The organism is Lacipirellula limnantheis (genome assembly GCF_007746075.1).
GTDB lineage: Bacteria > Planctomycetota > Planctomycetia > Pirellulales > Lacipirellulaceae > Lacipirellula > Lacipirellula limnantheis.
The window spans coordinates 153,564-172,538 of sequence record NZ_CP036339.1; the positions used below are offsets into that span (position 1 = coordinate 153,564).

Genomic DNA, 18,975 nt, shown 5'->3' on the forward strand with positions numbered 1-18,975 from the left:
CTTCCATTGCCGCTCGCCAGTCCGAGTAAGTTCCAGTTTCTGCTGAATCTTCTCCAACGGACTCAAGGGCACGTGTAGAGTATCACTCATTCCGTCACCGAAATGGTTGTGTCGTGTGAATGCGGCGTTAGGTTCTCGTCGGGTGAATCGAGAAAGCGATCTATCGCAGCCCGGCGTCCGCTTGCTCTGCAGCTGCAACGCCTCGGAGTGATGAAAACCAGCTGCGGCTTGCGGCGTAGGTGAAACTCCGACTTGGCTCGCTCTAGTTGAAGTTCGGCCCATTCGCCATTGGGAAGGTGGATAATTCGGAAACGTGACGTTTCGACGAGCGGAAGCATTCTGACGAACCAGCTGTCGGCCTTTACAAACTCTCGGTAAAGGACATTGTGCTCTCGCCACACTTCTAACAGCTTCTTGAAGAACTCTGGAAAGTCAGCGACATCGAGTCTTTTGATGAAGCATTTTGTGCAGTACATCGATACAAAATCTGCAACAAAGCCATGGTCGGAGGGAGTTCCCAATTGAGAGCATTGTTGGTCGTGCGCATCGTCACGGTAGTCAGACATGAAATTGCCTCCATAGGAACTGCCGATTGAATTACGGCAGAAAGATGGGTAATTCGGCGGGTGCACCCGCCTATCCGAGATTGCCGGTGGCAAGCGACCTAAAACGCCGATTGCGAGCTAGATCGGTCCTTGACGTATTGTCGGACGACATCTGCGTCGTAACGAACAATGCGCCCGGAGACGCCGAGACGGACGCACGGAAGATCGCCGCGCGGCTCAGTTACGTTGTAGAGCGTCTTCAACGAGATGCCGCCAAGCTCGTGGCAAGTGCGGCGACAGTCCCAAAGCAGTTGGTTGGGAATGTCTGGAACTGAAGATTTCATCGGGAATCCTTACAATTCGGATCGCAACGCGAAGTGACGTTACGTGTGGAATCGTAAGGCAGGCGAAATCATCTCAAGAAGCAATTATCCAAAAACCGGGAAACTACCGGGAAACCGGGAAACTACCGGGAAACTAGTGTCCGGCTCGCATTTCACTGCTACTCAACAACTCTCGGCAACGATCCTTAGTTCTCAGGTCCGTACCGGAGTTCGCAATGCACTGAAGGATTGCATCGCGATGCTCGACGCTGTATTTCTTTCCCTTGGGACCTGGCTGAAAAACGTTCGCCTTCTTCGCGTAGTCGGTCACGACATCAGGGTGTATACGGATTTCCTTGGCCAGTTCGCCAACCGTGAATCCCACGAAATCGTTAGGTGGGGAGGAGCCGCCGGTAGATACGGACGGCTCACCGTCGCGACCGTCCCAGTTGCAGTGTCTTGGCGGCGATTCTGATTCAGCGGAAAGGCCTGCGAACTTGCGAACCGCAGTGCTCGTCTCTGTGTTGCAAAGTGAAGAATTGATTTGAGTTGTGGCGTCCGATGCTTCTCCGGTTGCTTCTGGCACCGCTGGGCAAGCTGATTCAGCAGCAGTTCGTTTGATCTCGCTAGCCGAAGTGCTAGTCGCTGAACTGTAATTCGCAGCATTGCTTTTAGTCGTGGGGTCGGATGCTTCTCCGGTTGCTTCTGGCGCCAATGGGATAAAGGTATCCCCTGCGCCGAGTTTTGGTGACCGTAACTCCCGATCGGCAGCCCCGACCGAGGCATGGGGTGTCAGCGGGGCCGAAGGAAGAGCTAAGAACAGATCGATCCGCGATTCACTTACGAGGCGGCGACCTTCTGCTCCCAATTCATGAAGGCGCCAGGATGCTTGCAAGAACTCATCGAGTTCCATTCGACTCGCCGTCAGGCGCAAATTGTGAACGAGTCCGGCGAGCTGCTTCAGCGGTTCCGCAATTGCTGCGAAACCTTCCAGAGGGTTCTGGGAAGAGTCTTGAAGTTGCTCCAATCCGTTCTGAATGGCTGCGATTTCGGATGGGGGAGAGTTGACTAGAAACCTCTGAAGTTTCTCCCGTTTTAATTTGTTTGACGCGAGAGGAGAGGACTCGCGTCTTAGTTTTCTAGTCAGCTCCAAACCGGCCATATCGGCTTGATCAAAGATCTTACTTGCCTTACAAAACGCGGAGCAAACCGTCACCTCGCTCATCAGAATCCATCCTTTCCACTCGGGCCGACTCGCAGCGACTAGCCGGCGGACAGAAAGCCGAGGCGTCGCGGATCTGTGCCGCCATATCCCCCGAATGGAGTGGATTATACCGGTGTCTGGACGATATTGCGGCTCATCGCAAGCAAAAACTTGACGGTACGACTCGCTACGGGCATTCTTGGATTGCAGTTTGCGCGTTCTGGTTCTCTTCCACGTGTGCCGCCAAAGGCGTGACAATGGGCAAAGAGTTAATTTTGTGCGTCGTGGCCTTCACGTTTCTTGTAGGCAAAGCGGGCGCGACGGCGTTCGTGCCGCTGGGATTTCTACCTGGCCAAAGTCAAAGCCTAGCTTTCGACATCTCAGCGGACGGTACGGTGGTCGTCGGCCAGTCCTGGGGTGCCAACGTATTTGCTTTTCGATGGACGCAGGCGACGGGAATGACAAGTCTTGGCAGCGGGCCCGGCGGTAGCCTGCCCGCGCTCGCCTCCGCCATATCGGGTGACGGGCAGACCATTATTGGAGAGCTTTCCAGCAACAAGCCGTTTAAGTGGACGCAGATCGGCGGGGTGGCGGAAATTAGCCCTCGCTTTTATCCGACCGCAGCGACCTCGTTCAATGGCTCAATCATTACCGGCGGTAATGGACGCGACCTGTCCTGGGACGGGAGCGTCGTCGCGGGCATTGAGTTCAACGAAGGTTACATCGAGAAGAATGGCGTAAGAACTTGGATCGGCGATTTGCCGGGTTCTGACTATCGAAGTGCGGCACAAGCGATCTCCCCCGACGGAACGATGGTGGTGGGTGGCAGCGCAACGTTGCTGAACGTTGGCGACTCCCAGATCGAGACGGACCTCGCCATTTATTGGACCGAAAACACCGGACTGGTTCCGCTTCGTGATTGGCCGAATGCAAGCGCGTACGATGTTTCAGAGACGAAGCTTGCCATCGTGGGCTCTGGCAGCCCAGCGTTTGGTACTAGCTGGACAGCGTTTCGCTGGACGCCTGTTAGCGGAATGAGGTCCATCCCTGAATTGCTCCTAGAGGCGGGAATCAATGTCACGTCGTTGGGTTGGTCAGATATGGACGCGAAAGCCGTCTCCGCGAATGGACGCGTCATTGTCGGGTCAGGAAAAAAAGCTGGAGTTCAGCAGGCGTGGCTCGCTGAGTTGGACATACCCGGCGACTTCGACGCCGACGGAGACTCGGACGGCAACGATTTCTTAGTGTGGCAACGAGGACTGGGCGCCACGCATGACAGGGCCGATCTCGACCACTGGCAGGCGAACTACGCTTTCATACGAAGTCTTACTTCGCCACCCTCCGCTAACTCGCTGAGCGTTCCTGAGCCGAGCTCCGGAATGATCTTCGTTATCGTGGCCGCGATCGGCTTGACGTCGCGCGAAATGCGGTAGCCGAGGGAAGTCACCGGCTGGGCCTGGTTAGAATGGCGAACTCTTCGTCGGAGTGCATTCTAAAATTTAGCGGCGCAAGGAATCATCGCCGCATCCTGTGCGTTTCCGCAATAAATGGGATGAATTGGCGGTTTCGCTCCGCTATACTGGCGGCCTCACTGACGGCATGAACGGCCGTCCTTCTCCAGTCTGTGACGGAAGCACGCAAGACCGATGGCCAAAAAGAAACCCGCCAAGGGTGCCACGCCGCGCAAGAACGTTGCCAAACGCCCCAAAGGCGTCATCCCTCCCAAAGAGTCGAAGGCCAAGGCCGCCAAAGGCGCCTCGAAGCGCGACATCGAGCAGTACGATCACGCTGGCGTCAAGCGGCCAAACAATCCCCCGGTGGGCCTCGTCACCCCCGAGACCGATCCGCCAGCGCCTCCGCGGAAGACGTATGAGTACGATCCGCACCTCGACCCGCAGCTCGTCTGGGCCGGCAAGGCCGAGCATACCAGCTTCGAGGTTCCCACCGTCTCGCTGCACGTCCACGAGCGGATTGATCCCCGTACGATCATCGCCGCCGTTCGCACGAACGGAGACGCCGCAGCCACACCCGCGTCGCCAAGCAAACGCCAGCAAGGCCTTTTCGAGGACCCCGACGAAAACCCTCCCCGTCGCGAAGCGGTCGAGTTCTACAAACACGCCCACGGCTGGAGCAATCGGCTGGTGGCGGGCGACTCGCTGCTGGTGATGAACAGCCTCCTCGAAAAGGAGGGGATGGCCGGCAAGGTGCAGATGATCTACATCGACCCGCCGTACGGCATCCGCTACGGGTCGAACTTCCAGCCGTTCGTCCATCAGCGAGATGTGAAGGACGGCAACGATGCCGATCTCACGCAAGAACCTGAGATGATCCGCGCATTTCGTGATACATGGCAGCTAGGAATTCACAGCTTCTTGACATATCTCCGAGATCGACTGAACGTAGCGCGCGACCTCCTAAACGAGAGCGGTAGCGTGTTCGTGCAAATAGGAGACGCCAACGTTCACATAATTAGAGTAATTATGGACGAGATCTTCGGCAGTGAAAACTTTTGTTCTCTCATCAGCTATGCAACTACGACCACAACCACGGGAAGATTGCTTCCGGGAACCAACGATTTCGTTCTTTGGTATGCGAAGAACATAGAACGAGTAAAATATCGTGCGCTATATACAGACAAAACTGTAGGTGGAGAAGGAGCGTCCAACTACACAAGCATTGAACTTCCTGACGGCGACCGACGCAAGATGACAGTTGCGGAGCGAAAATCCCCGACCTTGCTTCCGAAAGGTAGCAGGCCATACCGCTTCGACAATTTGACGTCGCCTCGTGTGCGCGAGGGAAGAACGGGTTTCTATAGCATCCCATTTGGCGGACGAGAGTACGAGCCGCGAGCGGGAGAATGGAAAACCCATCGTGAGGGGATGGATCGACTACGCATCGCAAATCGGCTGGGAGCGACTGCTACCGGACTCTATTACATTCGATTCATCGACGACTTCCCGGCATTTCCGATCAATAATGGCTGGTCCGATACGGTCGTCGCAGGGTTCGCCACGAATAAAGTCTACGTGGTCCAAACGAACCCAAAAGTTATCGCACGCTGCCTCTTGATGACCACTGATCCGGGTGACTTAGTTCTTGACCCAACCTGCGGCAGCGGCACTACTGCAACAGTCGCCGAGCAATGGGGCCGTCGTTGGATTACCTGCGACACCAGCCGCGTCGCCGTCACCCTCGCAAAGCAGCGGCTCCTCACCGCCGCGTTCGACTACTACGAGCTCGCCCGCCCCAACGAGGGCGTCCGCAGCGGCTTCGTCTACAAGACGGTCCCTCACGTCACGCTCAAGTCGATCGCCAACAACCCCGAAATCCACGAAGGAATGACCCGCGCCGAAATCGACGCCGCGATCGCCCGCTACGCCGACCAGGAAACCCTCTACGACCAACCGAAGGTCGACAAACAAAAGGTCCGCGTCACCGGCCCCTTTACCGTCGAAGCTGTCCCCGCCGTGATGGTCGAACCGCTCGACTCCACTGCAGCCCTCGGTTCTACCGGGGGGTCGAACCCAGAGAACGCCCTCCCCGCCGACGCCTCCGTCGCCCGCACCGGCCCCTCCGTCCGCCAAGAAGATTGGCGCGACGAGCTCCTCAAAACGGGCGTCCGCGCCAAAGGAGGCGCCCACCTCGAATTCGCCCGCCTTGAACCCCTTGGCGCCATGCGCTACCTCCACGCCACTGGCGAGACTCGCGGCGACGATCCCAAGCGTATTGTCGTCAGTTTCGGCCCCGAGCATGCCCCGCTCGAACAGCGCCAAGTGAGCCTCGCCCTTGATGAAGCCGAACGCCTCCGCCCCAAGCCCGCCCTGATCGTCTTCGCCGCGTTCCACATCGACCCCGAAGCGCAGAAGGACATCGACGAAACGCACTGGCCCGGCGTCGAAGTCCTCAAGGTGCAAATGAACGCCGACCTGCTGACCGACGACCTCAAGAAAAAGAAGTCGTCCAACGAAAGCTTCTGGCTCATCGGCCAACCCGACGTCGAGGTGTCGAAGGTGAGACCCGAATCGCGAGGCTCGGCACCACAGTATTCCGTTACGATCCACGGCTTCGACTATTACAACCCAAGCAAAGGAACGGTTCAATCGGGCGGAACGCAAAACATCGCTCTCTGGCTCCTAGACACCGACTACGACGGCCGCAGCCTCTACCCGCGGCAGGTCTTCTTCGTCCTCTCCCCCGGCAAAGACCAACTGCAACGGCTGGCGAAGACGCTGAAAGCCGAGATCGATCCCGATTTGATCGAATCGTACTACGGGACCGAATCGCTGCCGTTCGAGGCCGGCGAACACCGCCGCGCTGCGGTGAAGATCGTCGACGATCGAGGAATTGAGAGTCTCAAAATCATTCACTTGGATTGAATCGCAGCTATGAAGAAAACGCCGGAAGTCCAACCCAGTGGCCTTAACGGCCTAACGTACGTTCGTCATGAAAAGATCAGCCTCAAGACGCATGCACGATTTTGCGAAGCTTGGCTACACGATCAGATTTGCAATGACACGTCGATTCTCGGTCTAGGAGAACTGGACGTCATTCAGCGCGAGCGCCCGCTCCATGGCGGCGGTCGCTTGGATATGCTGCTATCAGACGGAGCAAATGGCATACGGTACGAAGTGGAGATCATGCTCGGCGCGACGGATCCGAGTCATATTATCCGTTGTATCGAGTACTGGGACATCGAACGGCGACGTTATCCAGCCTACGAGCATGTCGCTGTGATTGTCGCTGAGGAAATTACGACGCGATTCCTCAATGTCGTCTCCCTGCTCGCGGGAAGCATTCCGATTATCGCCGTTCAACTGAATGCGTTGCAGGTTGGCGATCAGCTTCTGCTCGATTTCACCAAAGTGCTAGATCAACGCATGCTGCGCGAAGATGACGAGGGACAGCCCGTAGGCGAAGATGTCGACCGGCAGTGGTACGTCACCCGCAAGGGCGACCAGAACATGCAAGTGTGCGATCGCTTGTTGGAGTACGCGAAGGAAATTGAGAAGGGCTATGAACTCAGGTACACGAAGACGCAAATTGGAATTCGTCCTGGCGGATCATTCTTTAACGTCATCGTTTTTTGGCCCAAGCAGAAGTTCGTCCAGACCACCGTGCGGCTCAACGACCCGCTTCCATGGGTCACAAAACTCGAAGGTGCTGGAATCGACGCCAGATCTCCCCGCGATGGTCGCCTTCGCATGGTGCTGACGCTGGCCGAGGTCAATCAAAATGAGGCGCTGCTGAAGGAGTTGGTTCAGCAGGCCGTGAAGGAAAACGAGGCTTAGTGCATTGTTAGTCGTCGCAAAGCGGCATTCGGGAATGATTCTTGAAGTTTGAGAGGTAGCCATGGCAAAGAAGAAGCGGTCGGAACTACTGCGCAAGAGCGACACCAGCTTTGGATCAGCATTCTACGATTCAACGAATCTTCCCGTCGACGAAACGAAGCGATCAGGCTTTCAGATTCGTCTCCGACTGGAAGACGGGCTTAAGCTTCAACTTTCTTTGCAGCAGGCGTTGTGGGAATTGAATCGATTGGATCAGCGATCGCCGCGGTCACGTGAGCAAGGCGTTGCCTTGACGTTCTTCCCGCATCAAAAACGGATCATGGTGACGCACGGCGTCCTCAAATACCCTTCGCGGCCGAATCTCAAAAAGAACGAATCGGATGTCTAACTTTCTTGAGCAACTTGTGCGGGAATGGTACGAATATCAAGGTTACTTCGTCCGTCAGAACGTAAACGTTGGTAAGCGAGCCAACGGGGGTTACGAGTGCGAGCTCGACATCGTTGCGTTTCATCCCAAAAAGAGTCATCTCGTGCATGTTGAACCTTCAATGGACACGAACAGCTGGGCGGAGCGCGAGAAACGTTACCAGAGAAAGTTTGCAGCAGGTAAGAAATATATCGGCGCCGTACTCGAAGGCATCGAAGTACCCGATAAGATCGATCAGATCGCACTCTTGGTTTTTGCAAGTAAGAAGAATAGGCAAACGCTTGGAGGGGGCCGCCTCATGATCGTTGACGAGTTGTTGCACACGATCATGGCAGGTATCGCCCACTGCAATCTTTCCTCGTCGGCCATCCCCGAGCAGCTTCCGATTTTGCGCACGCTTCAGCTCGTCTCCGATTACCGTAAAGTCGTCTTGAGCCTATGGAATGCGCCTTCCAATTAAGAAGTTCTCAATCAAACGATAGCTAGGATGCCTAAGCGTACGCCCCACATCGATCAGCTCATCGTTAACTCCCCCTTCGCAGAGCCGACGAAGTTTTGGAGCTACGATCGCGAACACCGCCTCTTTACGCGAGAAGAGGGGCGTCGGCCCGCTGGTTACGTCATCGCCACGCCCGGCAGCAAAGGCTTCGACGATCCAGGCGTCTTCGTCGAGCTGCCGCTGGTCAACCAGATTCGCCCGCGGGTGAAGGCGTGGCGCGAGAATGGCTACCTTGGCGCCACCGGCGTCACCAAACGGCTGCTGGAGCATTGGTACGACATCGAACAGCGCGACACGGGCAAACGGCTCTTCTTCTGTGGCCTGGAGGCGATTGAAACCCTCGCTTGGCTCACCGAAGCGTCGCCCGCCGAACGGCAAGGAATCGACGTTCCCAGCGACGGAGGCCCCTTTTTGCGCTGGTGCACGAAGCTCGCCACCGGCGGCGGCAAGACGAACGTCATGGCGATGCTCGTCGCCTGGCAGGTCCTCAACAAAGTCACTTACCCACAAGATTCTCGCTACAGCAAGAACATCCTGGCCGTAGCCCCGGGGCTGACGGTCCGCAGCCGCCTCGAAGTGCTGCAACCCGACGGCCCCGACAACTTCTACGACGAGTTTTCGCTCATCCCCACGGCGCTCCGCGAACCATTCCGTCAGGGACGCGTGAAGATCATCAACTGGCACAAGCTCGACTGGGAGAGCGAGGAGCAGATCGCCAAGCGCAGATCGGTGGTCAAACTCGGCGCCAAGAGCGATGAGGCCTACGTCCGCGAAGTCCTGGGCGAGATGGCGTCGGCCAGAAGCCTCGTCGTACTCAACGACGAGGCCCATCACGCCTGGCGCATTCGTCCCGGCGAGCATGTGAAAGGTGTTTCCCGCCAGGACCGCGACGAGGCAACGAAGTGGGTTGGCGGTCTCGACCGCATCCACGCGGCGCGCGGCATACTTCGCTGCTTCGACTTCTCGGCCACGCCTTACATCCCGGCCGGCGACAAAAGTCCCGAGAACCAACTCTTCGGTTGGATCGTCAGCGACTTTGGCCTCAACGACGCCATCGAAGCCGGCTTGGTGAAGACGCCGCGGATCGTCGTCCGCGACGACGCTCTCCCTGACGCGAAGACCTACCGCTCGAAGCTCTACCACCTCTACAACGATCCCGATGTGAAGGACGACCTGAACTGTCCTGCCGAGCCGCACGAGCCGCTGCCGGACTTGGTGTCGAATGCCTATTACCTGCTGGGCGTCGACTGGGATGCGGCGCGCCAGTGGTGGGCGCACCAAGGGATGAAGACTCCGCCGGTGATGATCACCGTCGCCAACCGCACCGAGACGGCCGCCCGCATCAAATACGCCTTCGACCACGGCAAGATTAGGATCCAAAGCCTCAACGATCCCGCGCGGACGCTGCACATCGACTCCAAGGTCCTCGACAAAGCCGAGGCGATGGAAGACTCAACTAGAGAGCCGGGGGAGGCATCCCCCCGGTCGTCATCGGACGCCGAGGAGGACGAGGGCGACGAAGCTCCCGCAAAAAAACTAACCAAAGACCAACAAGCCCAACTCCTCCGCGAAACCGTCGACAGCGTCGGCAAAGTCGGCAAACCGGGCGAGCAGATTCAAAACGTCATTTCCGTCGCGATGCTCTCCGAAGGTTGGGACGCCAAAACGGTCACCCATATCATGGGGCTGCGGGCGTTCACCAGCCAACTGCTGTGCGAGCAGGTCGTCGGTCGCGGGCTACGACGCACGAGCTACGAATCGTACGTCAATGAGGAAGGGCTCGAACTGTTCCAGCCAGAATACGTCAACATCTTTGGCGTGCCGTTCACCTTCTTGCCGCATGAGGGGGGCGACGACAAGACGGCGCCACCCCCTCAGCCCAAGACACGCGTCGAAGCGCTCGTGGAGCGCGAGCAGGAGTTCGGCATCAGTTGGCCCAACATCATTCGCATTGAACACGAATTTCGGCCGCAATTGACGCTCGATCTCGCTGAGCTGCCTGTCTTGAAGCTCAGCGCGAGCGACGCGCCGACGCGTGCAGAACTCGCCAAGGTGATTGCCGGCAAGCCCGACCTGAGCAGCCTCACGAATATTGAGCTTGAAGAACTGGGGCGGAAAAACCGACTGCAAAAGATCGTCTTCGAAGTCTCTCGCGATGTGTTCGATCAAGTGAAGCCGACGTGGCGCGGCACGTCTGAAGCGCTCATCGGCCAAGTGATCGGCATCGTCGAACGAGTTTTGCGATCCGATCGCATTGTGATCGAGCCGCCGCTATTCAATCAGGACGAACTGCGGCGACGCATTTTGCTGACACTCAACATGAACCGCATCGTTCAACATCTCTGGAACGCGATTCGGTTTGACGAAGAAAACACGACTCGGTTGACGCCAGTCTTCGATCGATTGCGACCGATCCTGGGCACCGACGACATGCAGCCGTGGTATACCGGCAAGCCATGCTCACCGACGGTGAAGTCGCACGTCAATCAATGCGTTTTCGATAGTTCCTGGGAGGCGTGCGAGGCGTATCAACTCGATCAAAGCCCGCACGTCCAGGCCTGGGTGAAGAACGACCATCTGGGCTTCGACATTCTTTACGCCTACCGCGGAGCGATCAGAAAGTACCGTCCCGACTTCTTAGTCCGACTCGCCAGCGGCGACATGCTCGTACTTGAAGTGAAAGGCGAAGATTCAGACGAGAATCGAGCGAAACGCGAGTTCCTTGCCGAATGGGTGCGGGCCGTTAATACGCATGGCGGATTCGGCCGCTGGACGAGTGCCGTTGCTTATCACGTTGACGATCTGGAGCAGATTCTTCTCGCGACAAAGACTGAGTACTTAACTACCGCGATTTGATGACCTACACTCTAATCTTAATCCGATCGGAACGCTAGGAATTAGCTTGCTTCGCAGGTGCGTAGCCGAGCGAAGCAAGCCGCGAACCATTTCAGAGCGCGGTCCTCGAGGCTGCCGTGGGGATCAGGAGCCCAATTTAGGAAATTATTGGTTCCTAATCACGCCAATGCTAACTTCCGTATCTACCATCGGATACTCGAATTTTTGTCAGGTCGCGAACGTGACGATACCTTCGTCTTTGTTGCCATCATTCGCTTTGTCGAAATTGGGAGAAATATCAACGTAGCTGTCCGGAGATGCCTGAACTCCGCATAAGGCGTCTTCTGTAAGTGGCTGCATGGTATCAGCGGATTTCGTATTCAGGACAACCACACCCAGAGTTAACTGCGTCCCGTAATCGATAGCAGGGCGAAGGCTGCCAAAACTGCCTTGAATAGCTGGCGAGCTAAATCAATTTTGATTCGAGTATACGCAGAAATCTGACAAGCGTCTGAGCGATGGCGACGCTAGACCCACAGGGCAGAATCCATCGTCATTTGACCCGCACTCCTGGCTTTTCAAGAACTTAGGCATATACGCGGCTATCTATCTAAAGCTCTCGGTAACGTTTCGAAAATGGAATCCAATTCTTACCCGCCCAATCCACCTCAGTACTTACACAAGTACCGATGTACAGACGCGAATACCCTCTCGCTGTTGGCTTCGGACAGCCTGTACCTGGCGCGAATCGAGTCTTTCAATGATCCGTTTGAGTTCGTGAACCCGATAGCCAAACTTAAGGCATCATCGGCAGCCGATCCAACCGCAACTTTCGCCAAGTTAGAACGACAGTATCGGACAGAAAATGTCCACTCTTCAGTGCGAGTGTGCGCATTTGCAGAGCCTTGCGACGACATTCTGCTGTGGGGCCACTATGCCGATTGTCACAAAGGATTTTGTATCAGGTACGAATTTGCAAATGACCCGGTTATTCCCAGTCTTCTCTTCCCCGTGGAGTATTACGCCGCATTACCGGACTATACAAAGGGGTTTAGGGACACGATGGAAATGGTGCGTGTGAGTGCACTCGCAAAATACGACGTATGGAGTTACGAAAAGGAATGGCGAATCATAGGACACGTTGCGGAAGCGAAGGCAGCAACGGAAGAGCAGTTCGTTTGGTATCGCCCCACCGCCATTGCTGGGATTATATTCGGGCTGCGAATGCCTATACCACACAAGGCATTGATAAGGAAAGTTCTGCAGGGACACTCTCACGTCAAATACTATCAAGCCTTCAAGAAGCATGACGCATTCGCCATGGAAATTCGGGAGATTGGAACTGCCGTTACAATATCGGCCGTGGCCCGTCCATCCGCTCAAGCTTCTCAACCACCAATTGGAGACGCCCACTAACCGGCTTGGGGAGATTCCCAACTTTGAACTCATAATCGCAGTGGAATGAGTGCGCTTGTTCTAGGGATTCAAAGAGTACGTAGAGTGGGGGGACTGCCACTTCCTCACCATGCTTAAGGTAGGCGGTGGTGAAATGGGCGATATTGGCATCTATCTCTAGCGTAGGTCTTGTAGCCGCTGCCATCCTCGCTGCATTGTGGCAAACCGAATCCGCAATTAACTCCCAACCCTGTCGGCCTAAATCGGGGCCATCAAGAATCTTTGGCAGTGTTGGTTCAGCCGGGCCCCACGGAAACGCGTCGGCCGTGTATATCTGTAAATCCTTAGGGAACCGAAGTTCTAAGCTCAAGTCCCTTGCAGGAGTACTCCCAGAATTCTTGATGCGGAGTTCGACGAGTAATGACAACGTGCGCCGAACTGCCGCGCTGTGAGACGCTACCAAATAGTCTCTATACCTCGACAGGTAATCATTCCGCGCCCTGTTAAACTTCTCCGGGAATGCTGATGGAATAATCACAGTACTGGGGTCAAGGTAGTTAAATCCGACGGCCTCGGTTCTAGGAAATTCGGGGTGCTGCCTTGCGAGTGCTGCCAACTTATCTTCCGCGCCACTCTCATCGAATGGCGCAGGCGTAGAGATGTGGAACACCTTGTGCGATTCGGCTACCCCGCTATCTCTGAAGTAGACGCAGGGTTTCGGTATGGCGTTCTTCAGCTCCGCAATCTCCTTTCGGAGCCTAGCCAGCTCTAATTCAGATTCGTCGGGCTGAGTTGGTAATCGATATTGATCGCCTAATGTGGCCTGCGGAATGTGATGAAGATGTGCCGTAATCTGCGGGCCAACATCCTCGGATACCAAGAAAACATTCTCTTCGGGGTGAGCCGAACGATATCCAATTACACTGGCAACTAACACATCATCATTCTTATGCTCATTTAGCCTGTGCGAATCATAGTCGAAAGGATAAACGCGAAAGATCTCCATCGTGACACCGATGCGGATGGGATCGCCCTGCATCGCATGGGTCTTTATCATATTTAAGGCAACGCGCGCACGATGTTGCCTTTTTCGATCGCGGTTATCGCTCTTGTGCTTGTCGAGTTCCTCGATGGTGACCATCGCTACCACGATTTTCACTGAGTCGGCGCCAAAGTGAGCGCAAAGATCAATCTCATTCAAGGGTCGATAGTGTAAGTACATCATTGTGTCGAAAAACAATGTGACGCCCATTGCCCGGGCTCCTGTGCGCTGACTAAACACCAAACAATTTTCTTATTCGCATGCTCGAATCTGAACATGGCAAATAGTCAAGGCGGTATTGCAATAAGTTGTCGATAGGAGAATTCAGGTGGCGTCTTGTCGTGGTTCGATTCCGTCGATGAAGTGAATGCCCTGACTGACGTCGAGGAGCAGTTGCGAGCCGTTGAGTAGCCGCAATCTGCTGGCAGTGGACGGTTTATCCCGATCCAATTGGTCGTCCGCAAGTGGTTCCATTGCTAGGCCAGGAAATCGTTGACAATTAATAGCTCTTCGCGGTACTTCGCCAGGCACTCGCACGCCTTGGGGTACTTTGCCGGCGGTCGAGTGCATTCTGAGATTGTCTCGGACGCGCCTAGGATGTTGAGGGGACTATAGCTCATCGCCACATTGTGCTGCGTGCCGATGCGTGCATTGGTAGCTGGATAACTCACGAGAGAGGGACCGATCGGCTCGTTCGGCTTTCCGGTCTGCAGAAAAAGAGAACTCATCAAGATGCGGATTCTTCACACAGGAGCTGAGACGGAGAAACTTCTTTCGCAGCTAACTGCCAAATGCACGACTCTTCGTTGGGCAGTCGCATGGGCGTCGCATAACTTCTCGTTGTGCAAGACTCTTGCTGAGAATCAAGGCAAGATTGATCAGCTCGCTGTGGGCATACATTTCTATCAAACTCACCCTGATTTCATCGCAGTGTTTCAAGACCATCCAGCTGTGCGATTCGTGATGAACCCCAGCGGGGTGTTTCATCCCAAGCTGTATTACTTCGAGCACGGCGACGGCACCTGGGACTGTGTAATAGGCAGCCCCAATTTCACAAGTGCCGCTTTCTGTGACCGCCATTCTAAAAACGTAGCGCGCGGCGCCCCGAAACTGTAGCGCTAGTTGAGGTGCGGGAATGATACAGGCCCTCCCGCGTCAGGCCGTTGACGTTGACTCCTTGTGGTTAGATCGACGACGCCGGCGTGCGTCCTTGAGCCGATAGCTCTCGCCTTTGGTTTCGAGGATATGGCAACGATGGGTGAGCCGGTCGAGCGCCGCGCCGGTGAGCCGCTCGCTTCCCAAGACCTCGGTCCAGTGCTCGAACGACAGATTGGTGGTGACCACGAGACTATGGCGCTCGTAGGCCGCGCCGATGACGTCGAACAATAGCTTGGCGCCCGCCTTACTGGCGGGAACGTAGCCCAGTTCGTCGAGGACGACCAGATCGAGCTTGGCCAATTGCGAGCGGAACTTGAGCAGCTGCTTGTCATCCCGAGCTTCGAGCATCAGCGCGATCAGTTCGGTTGGCCTGCTCCCCAAAAGCTGATCCATGTGTTATGAGAGTTCCTAGCGCCCTTGCGGGCAAGGAGACTCTCGATGAAAGGCAAGAAGCACAGTCTGGAGCAGATCGTCAAGAAGCTGCGTGAGGCGGATGCGATGATCGCCGGCGGCAAGACGGTCGGCCAGGTCTGTCAGTCGCTGGAGATCAGCGAGCAGACGCTCAGTCGTTGGCGGCATCAGTACGGCGGGATGAAGAGTGAAGAAGCCAAGCGTCTGAAGGAACTTGATGAGGAGAACAAGCGGCTGAAGAAGCTGCTGGCCGAGGCGGAACTCGACAAGGCGATCCTGAAGGAAGCCCTTCGGGGAAACTACTGAGCCCGGCGCGTCGCCGAAGGGCGGTTGCTCAGGTGCAATCGAGCCTGGGGGTGAGCGAGCGTCGGGCCTGCCAGACGTTGGAGCAACCGCGGAGTACGCAGCGCTATGCTCCGCGCGCGGATGAAGAAGAACAGCGATTACTGGGTCGAGTGCTAGAGTTGGTGCGTGAGCATCCGCGCTACGGCTATCGCTTCATCACGGCGCTGCTGAGGCGGGAGGGCTGGAGCGTGAATCGCAAACGGGTGCATCGTCTCTGGCGACAAGAGGGCTTGCAAGTGCCGAAGAAACAGCGAAAGAAGCGGCGGTTGGGCACGGCCGCCGGCGGCTGCGTGCGGCGTCGGGCCGAGTGCCAGGACCATGTGTGGGCCTGGGACTTCGTCTTCGATCGCACGGAGAACGGCCACGCGATCAAGTGGCTGTCGATTATCGACGAATACACGCGAGAATGCCTGGCGCTGGAGGTGAATCGAAGCATGACCGCTGACGACGCGCTGGACGTGCTGCGCGACTTATTCGTGATTCGCGGCGTGCCGACCTGCCTCCGCAGCGACAACGGACCGGAGTTCATTGCCCGAGCGATTCGCCAGTTCCTGGCTGCGGCAGGCGTCGAGACGCTCTACATCGAGCCAGGCTCGCCGTGGCAGAACGGCTATGCCGAGAGCTTCCACAGCCGCCTGCGGAGCGAACTGCTCGACGCCGAGGTGTTCGAGAGCGTGACGGCGGCCCAGTCGCTCGCGGCGAATTGGCGAAGCGATTACAACCACCATCGGCCCCATAGTGCTCTTGGTTATCGCACCCCCGCCGAATTCGCCGCCGGTTGTGCTGCTTCCGCTGCGGCTGCGCCTGCGCTCCAGCAACACAACCGACTTCCTGCGGAACGTTTACCTCTTACCCAACCCGTACTCTCATAACCTGTGGTACTAAAAATGGGGGCATCCCATCGTCAAGAATCTTCGTCTGACAGCGATTGTCAGAAGTGGAGGCGGCGGGAATCGAACCCGCGTCCTCACGAGGATTACTTTCGGCCGTGTTGCTTCAACAAGACGGCAGAAAACAACCCCGCCTACACACATTGATCCACTCATTAAGAGGCAGTGACTCAAAGCGTCTTAAACGGTGTCCTCAAAAGCATTAACGATCACTCACTCACGGACGCTTGCTCGCTCCTTAAGGAATTGTCAATTCTCGTGTTTTCGCGCGTTGGTTAAGCGGCAGCATCCTGCAAGATTCCATCTTTGAAGACTCGTCCTTGCAGGACGAGCGTGACCTTTTCGTGGCTGGAGAGTCGTCGCCATTTATTGGCGGCGGACTGGGCGAGTTTGAACATCATGGCGAGGCTGGTTCGGCGGGTTACGCTCCCCTTGGTCTTGCGATGCGACAATGAAGATGCATTCTCGGCGGTTCACGAATCGACCCGACGCCGCAACTCCTCGCGCACTTCCATGAGGACTTTCCCCAGCCAATTTTGGCCGCTGCCTGTCTTGCCGCATCCCCAAAAATAGTCGTGTGGGGCCGCCTCAATCAGTTCCTCGTCGCCCGTACTGAGGAGCAGCTCGGCGACTGCGGAATGTGTGGCGACTTTCTGGCGAATGGCGGCGCGCATGACGGATATCTTGAGGGATTCCCAATCGTCGCGTAGCGGCACGTTACGGGAATTGCCAAGTTGCTTGGCGATCTTGGGGCTTACTGCGCGGCGAATCGTCTCGGCATAGTCCTGGTCCAAGAACTTCATCGCTTGGAAGTAGTGCTCAACGGTCGGGTACCAACGCCCCTCGAATTCGACGCCGTGAGCAGAGAAATTCGAGAATTCGCCGAACGGCTCGCCTTGAACGTAGAACGAGATTGTCATTTTAGACGCTATCTATCTGATGTTGATTTTCGCCGAATGCCCGTTCGTCATTCATCTGAGCGCTGTAGCAGTACGGTAGGGAACCCCAGCTCTACCGCGATGGGTGCCGCTGCCCTCATACAATCGTCCGTCCCTAATTCGGTACCTTGAACTTCGCCTGCCCCGCACCCGGATAAGGACACAATGGTTATTTAGAGCGGTCTACCCAGCTTAACGCAAGACATGAGCCAGCGTTGTTGGCGATACAGCATGACGAAGTCGACATGGCCAACCTCGCGTAGCATTTAAGGACAACGGGAAATCCAGGCGACGGGCGTCTAGAAGTACCACGCCCCGTGCAGTTTTCCGATGCGGTGGCTGTGGAATTGATTGGCACAGTTTGATAGTTGCTTGCTGCCAGGGTAGTAATCAAAATTAGCTTCTCGGCTACCGCGTGAACAGATGAATCATCGCCCAACTGTTACCGACACGCCTTAGTTCACGTACACAGGTGGCGAACTCGAATCATGCCAACTAATATCTTCTCAAGTTACTCCACCGGCGAAAACCGCGTCACGGCCTCTCTCCTGGCCGTGCTCCAGTCGCTCTCGCTAGGGCGGATGAATCGCCTGCTCGGCGCCTTGCTCGAGATGCCGGAGTTTGAACTAGTTCGATTCCAGAATCAGCCCTCGAAGGGATCCGCGGGTGTTCCTGACGCCATCGTATTGAGCAGCTGAAGGCTACTCATTGAAACGAAGATGTGAACGGCGCCTGAATAGGGTTCTTCCTCACTCTTGGTGAACGATTTGGCGGCTGTCACCGTAAGTTAGCGAGGAAGTTGATCCCCGGATGCCACGCACGGCGCCTTCTTGTCGAGACGGATGTCGTGCGAGTTGCTCCTCTGTTGCCGCAGCCGGACAAGCTGTGCTGCGAAGGCGTCGAGATTGGCCCCAACCAGATCACTTTGCACGTGAAGAGCTGTGCGGCGACAGGCCGTTGTCCGGCCTGCAATCACGCTTCGAGCTGCGTGCATAGCTGGTATGCGAGAACATTAATCGATCTGCCGTGGCTCGACGGAGCCGTTTGCGGGATATCTCAAGGAACGCTGGGATGCCGGCATCCGTAATGCGCGAATTTTTTACGAAGAAGTGAAACGGCAGGGATTTCAGGGATCGTATGACGCAGTCTGCGACTGCGTTGCGCCGTGGCGGGCTCCCCCTGACGAATCGCCTAAACTCGCTCGATGCTCGCAGCAGTGCTCGGCCGACCAACTCTCCTGGCTGGCCGTTCAGCGCCCGGACCGGCGACGTTCCGACCAGGAGCAGATGGTGACTGCAGTCTCCGCCTTGGGCTCCGCTTGGGCTCGAGGAATTGAGTTAGCTCGGCAATTCGCCGCAGCCCTGCGGCGCGAAGTCGCTCTCGATCTGGACGAATGGATCGCCGCCGCGGTCGAAGACGCGCCTCGCGAGTTGCAACGGTTCGCCCAGGGAATTCGAGGGGACCGACAGGCGGTCGCTAACGCGTTGACTTCGTCTTGGAGCAACGGCCCAACCGAGGGACACGTCAATCGCCTCAAGCTCATAAAACGGCAGATGTACGGGCGGGCGAGCTTCGATCTACTGCGAATTCGCGTGCTCAACGCCGCTTGAACCACGCGTGGCTCGGTTCTTCGCAGTCCGCGAAATCTGAAGAGCTGCAATCGTTTCCTGGG

17 protein-coding genes and 1 pseudogene are annotated in these 18,975 nt (G+C 56.4%); 10 read left to right on the plus strand and 8 right to left on the minus strand.

Annotation, left to right across the window (positions count from 1 at the left end):
• Positions 1 to 86: 86 nt before the first annotated feature.
• The 3 genes from I41_RS26920 to I41_RS00590 all read right to left on the minus strand — a co-directional run bounded on the left by I41_RS26920 (position 87) and on the right by I41_RS00590 (position 2,093).
• On the minus strand, positions 87 to 566 hold the full coding sequence (locus I41_RS26920) for a hypothetical protein (protein ID WP_168206582.1): 480 nt from the start codon (positions 564 to 566) through the stop codon (positions 87 to 89).
• Between the two features lie 98 nt (positions 567 to 664).
• Entirely contained in the window at positions 665 to 889 is a 225-nt protein-coding gene (locus I41_RS00585; protein WP_145429964.1) for a hypothetical protein, read from the minus strand.
• 133 nt (positions 890 to 1,022) lie between these two features.
• The gene (locus tag I41_RS00590; RefSeq protein ID WP_145429966.1) at positions 1,023 to 2,093 is read right to left on the minus strand and encodes a hypothetical protein; all 1,071 of its coding nucleotides are present in this window, start codon (positions 2,091 to 2,093) and stop codon (positions 1,023 to 1,025) included.
• Between I41_RS00590 and I41_RS00595 the strand changes: the two genes are divergently transcribed.
• The 7 genes from I41_RS00595 (at position 2,054) to I41_RS00625 (ending at position 12,540) form a co-directional block, all read left to right on the plus strand.
• Positions 2,054 to 3,505: a hypothetical protein gene (locus I41_RS00595; protein WP_145429968.1), complete on the plus strand. Its 1,452-nt coding sequence runs from the start codon at positions 2,054 to 2,056 to the stop codon at positions 3,503 to 3,505. The genes I41_RS00590 and I41_RS00595 overlap by 40 nt on opposite strands.
• Before the next feature lie 213 nt (positions 3,506 to 3,718).
• A complete protein-coding gene (locus I41_RS00600; protein ID WP_145429970.1) occupies positions 3,719 to 6,451 on the plus strand; it encodes a site-specific DNA-methyltransferase in 2,733 nt (910 codons plus the stop codon).
• A gap of 9 nt (positions 6,452 to 6,460) precedes the next feature.
• On the plus strand, positions 6,461 to 7,363 hold the full coding sequence (locus I41_RS00605) for a hypothetical protein (protein ID WP_145429972.1): 903 nt from the start codon (positions 6,461 to 6,463) through the stop codon (positions 7,361 to 7,363).
• A 61-nt stretch (positions 7,364 to 7,424) separates the two neighbouring features.
• Entirely contained in the window at positions 7,425 to 7,751 is a 327-nt protein-coding gene (locus I41_RS00610; protein ID WP_145429974.1) for a hypothetical protein, read from the plus strand.
• Entirely contained in the window at positions 7,744 to 8,250 is a 507-nt protein-coding gene (locus tag I41_RS00615; protein ID WP_145429976.1) for a hypothetical protein, read from the plus strand. The genes I41_RS00610 and I41_RS00615 overlap by 8 nt, the downstream gene beginning before the upstream one ends.
• A 27-nt stretch (positions 8,251 to 8,277) precedes the next feature.
• Entirely contained in the window at positions 8,278 to 11,145 is a 2,868-nt protein-coding gene (locus I41_RS00620; RefSeq protein ID WP_145429978.1) for a BPTD_3080 family restriction endonuclease, read from the plus strand.
• A gap of 615 nt (positions 11,146 to 11,760) precedes the next feature.
• Positions 11,761 to 12,540 carry a DUF2971 domain-containing protein gene (locus I41_RS00625; RefSeq protein WP_145429980.1) on the plus strand — a complete coding sequence of 260 codons (780 nt, stop codon included), beginning with the start codon at positions 11,761 to 11,763 and terminating at the stop codon, positions 12,538 to 12,540.
• Here the strand turns inward: I41_RS00625 and I41_RS00630 are convergent.
• The 3 genes from I41_RS00630 to I41_RS00640 all read right to left on the minus strand — a co-directional run bounded on the left by I41_RS00630 (position 12,473) and on the right by I41_RS00640 (position 15,112).
• Entirely contained in the window at positions 12,473 to 13,771 is a 1,299-nt protein-coding gene (locus tag I41_RS00630) for a PIN domain-containing protein (protein ID WP_145429982.1), read from the minus strand. The genes I41_RS00625 and I41_RS00630 overlap by 68 nt on opposite strands.
• A 266-nt stretch (positions 13,772 to 14,037) precedes the next feature.
• Complete coding sequence (locus I41_RS00635; RefSeq protein ID WP_145429984.1) at positions 14,038 to 14,289, minus strand: hypothetical protein; 252 nt, start codon at positions 14,287 to 14,289, stop codon at positions 14,038 to 14,040.
• Between the two features lie 427 nt (positions 14,290 to 14,716).
• Positions 14,717 to 15,112 carry an ATP-binding protein gene (locus I41_RS00640; protein WP_145429986.1) on the minus strand — a complete coding sequence of 132 codons (396 nt, stop codon included), beginning with the start codon at positions 15,110 to 15,112 and terminating at the stop codon, positions 14,717 to 14,719.
• Between the two features lie 45 nt (positions 15,113 to 15,157).
• Between I41_RS00640 and I41_RS00645 the strand changes: the two genes are divergently transcribed.
• Positions 15,158 to 16,347 (plus strand): IS3 family transposase gene (locus I41_RS00645; RefSeq protein ID WP_391524823.1). Its coding sequence is split into 2 segments (ribosomal slippage): positions 15,158 to 15,419 and positions 15,419 to 16,347, totalling 1,191 coding nucleotides; the frame shifts between segments, so codons are not numbered across the junction.
• A 293-nt stretch (positions 16,348 to 16,640) separates the two neighbouring features.
• On the opposite strand, the pseudogene I41_RS28205 reads toward I41_RS00645, so the two are convergent.
• A pseudogene (locus tag I41_RS28205) lies at positions 16,641 to 16,817 on the minus strand (IS256 family transposase); the annotation flags it as partial.
• A 21-nt stretch (positions 16,818 to 16,838) separates the two neighbouring features.
• Positions 16,839 to 17,285 (minus strand): NADAR family protein, encoded by a 447-nt coding sequence (locus I41_RS00655; RefSeq protein WP_145429988.1) that lies wholly within the window; start codon positions 17,283 to 17,285, stop codon positions 16,839 to 16,841.
• Between the two features lie 506 nt (positions 17,286 to 17,791).
• On the opposite strand from I41_RS00655, the gene I41_RS00660 reads away from it, so the two are divergent.
• The gene (locus I41_RS00660; protein ID WP_246133770.1) at positions 17,792 to 18,001 is read left to right on the plus strand and encodes a hypothetical protein; all 210 of its coding nucleotides are present in this window, start codon (positions 17,792 to 17,794) and stop codon (positions 17,999 to 18,001) included.
• Positions 18,002 to 18,412: 411 nt separating this feature from the next.
• A complete protein-coding gene (locus tag I41_RS00665) occupies positions 18,413 to 18,913 on the plus strand; it encodes a transposase (protein WP_145429990.1) in 501 nt (166 codons plus the stop codon).
• The last annotated feature ends 62 nt before the right edge of the window (positions 18,914 to 18,975 follow it).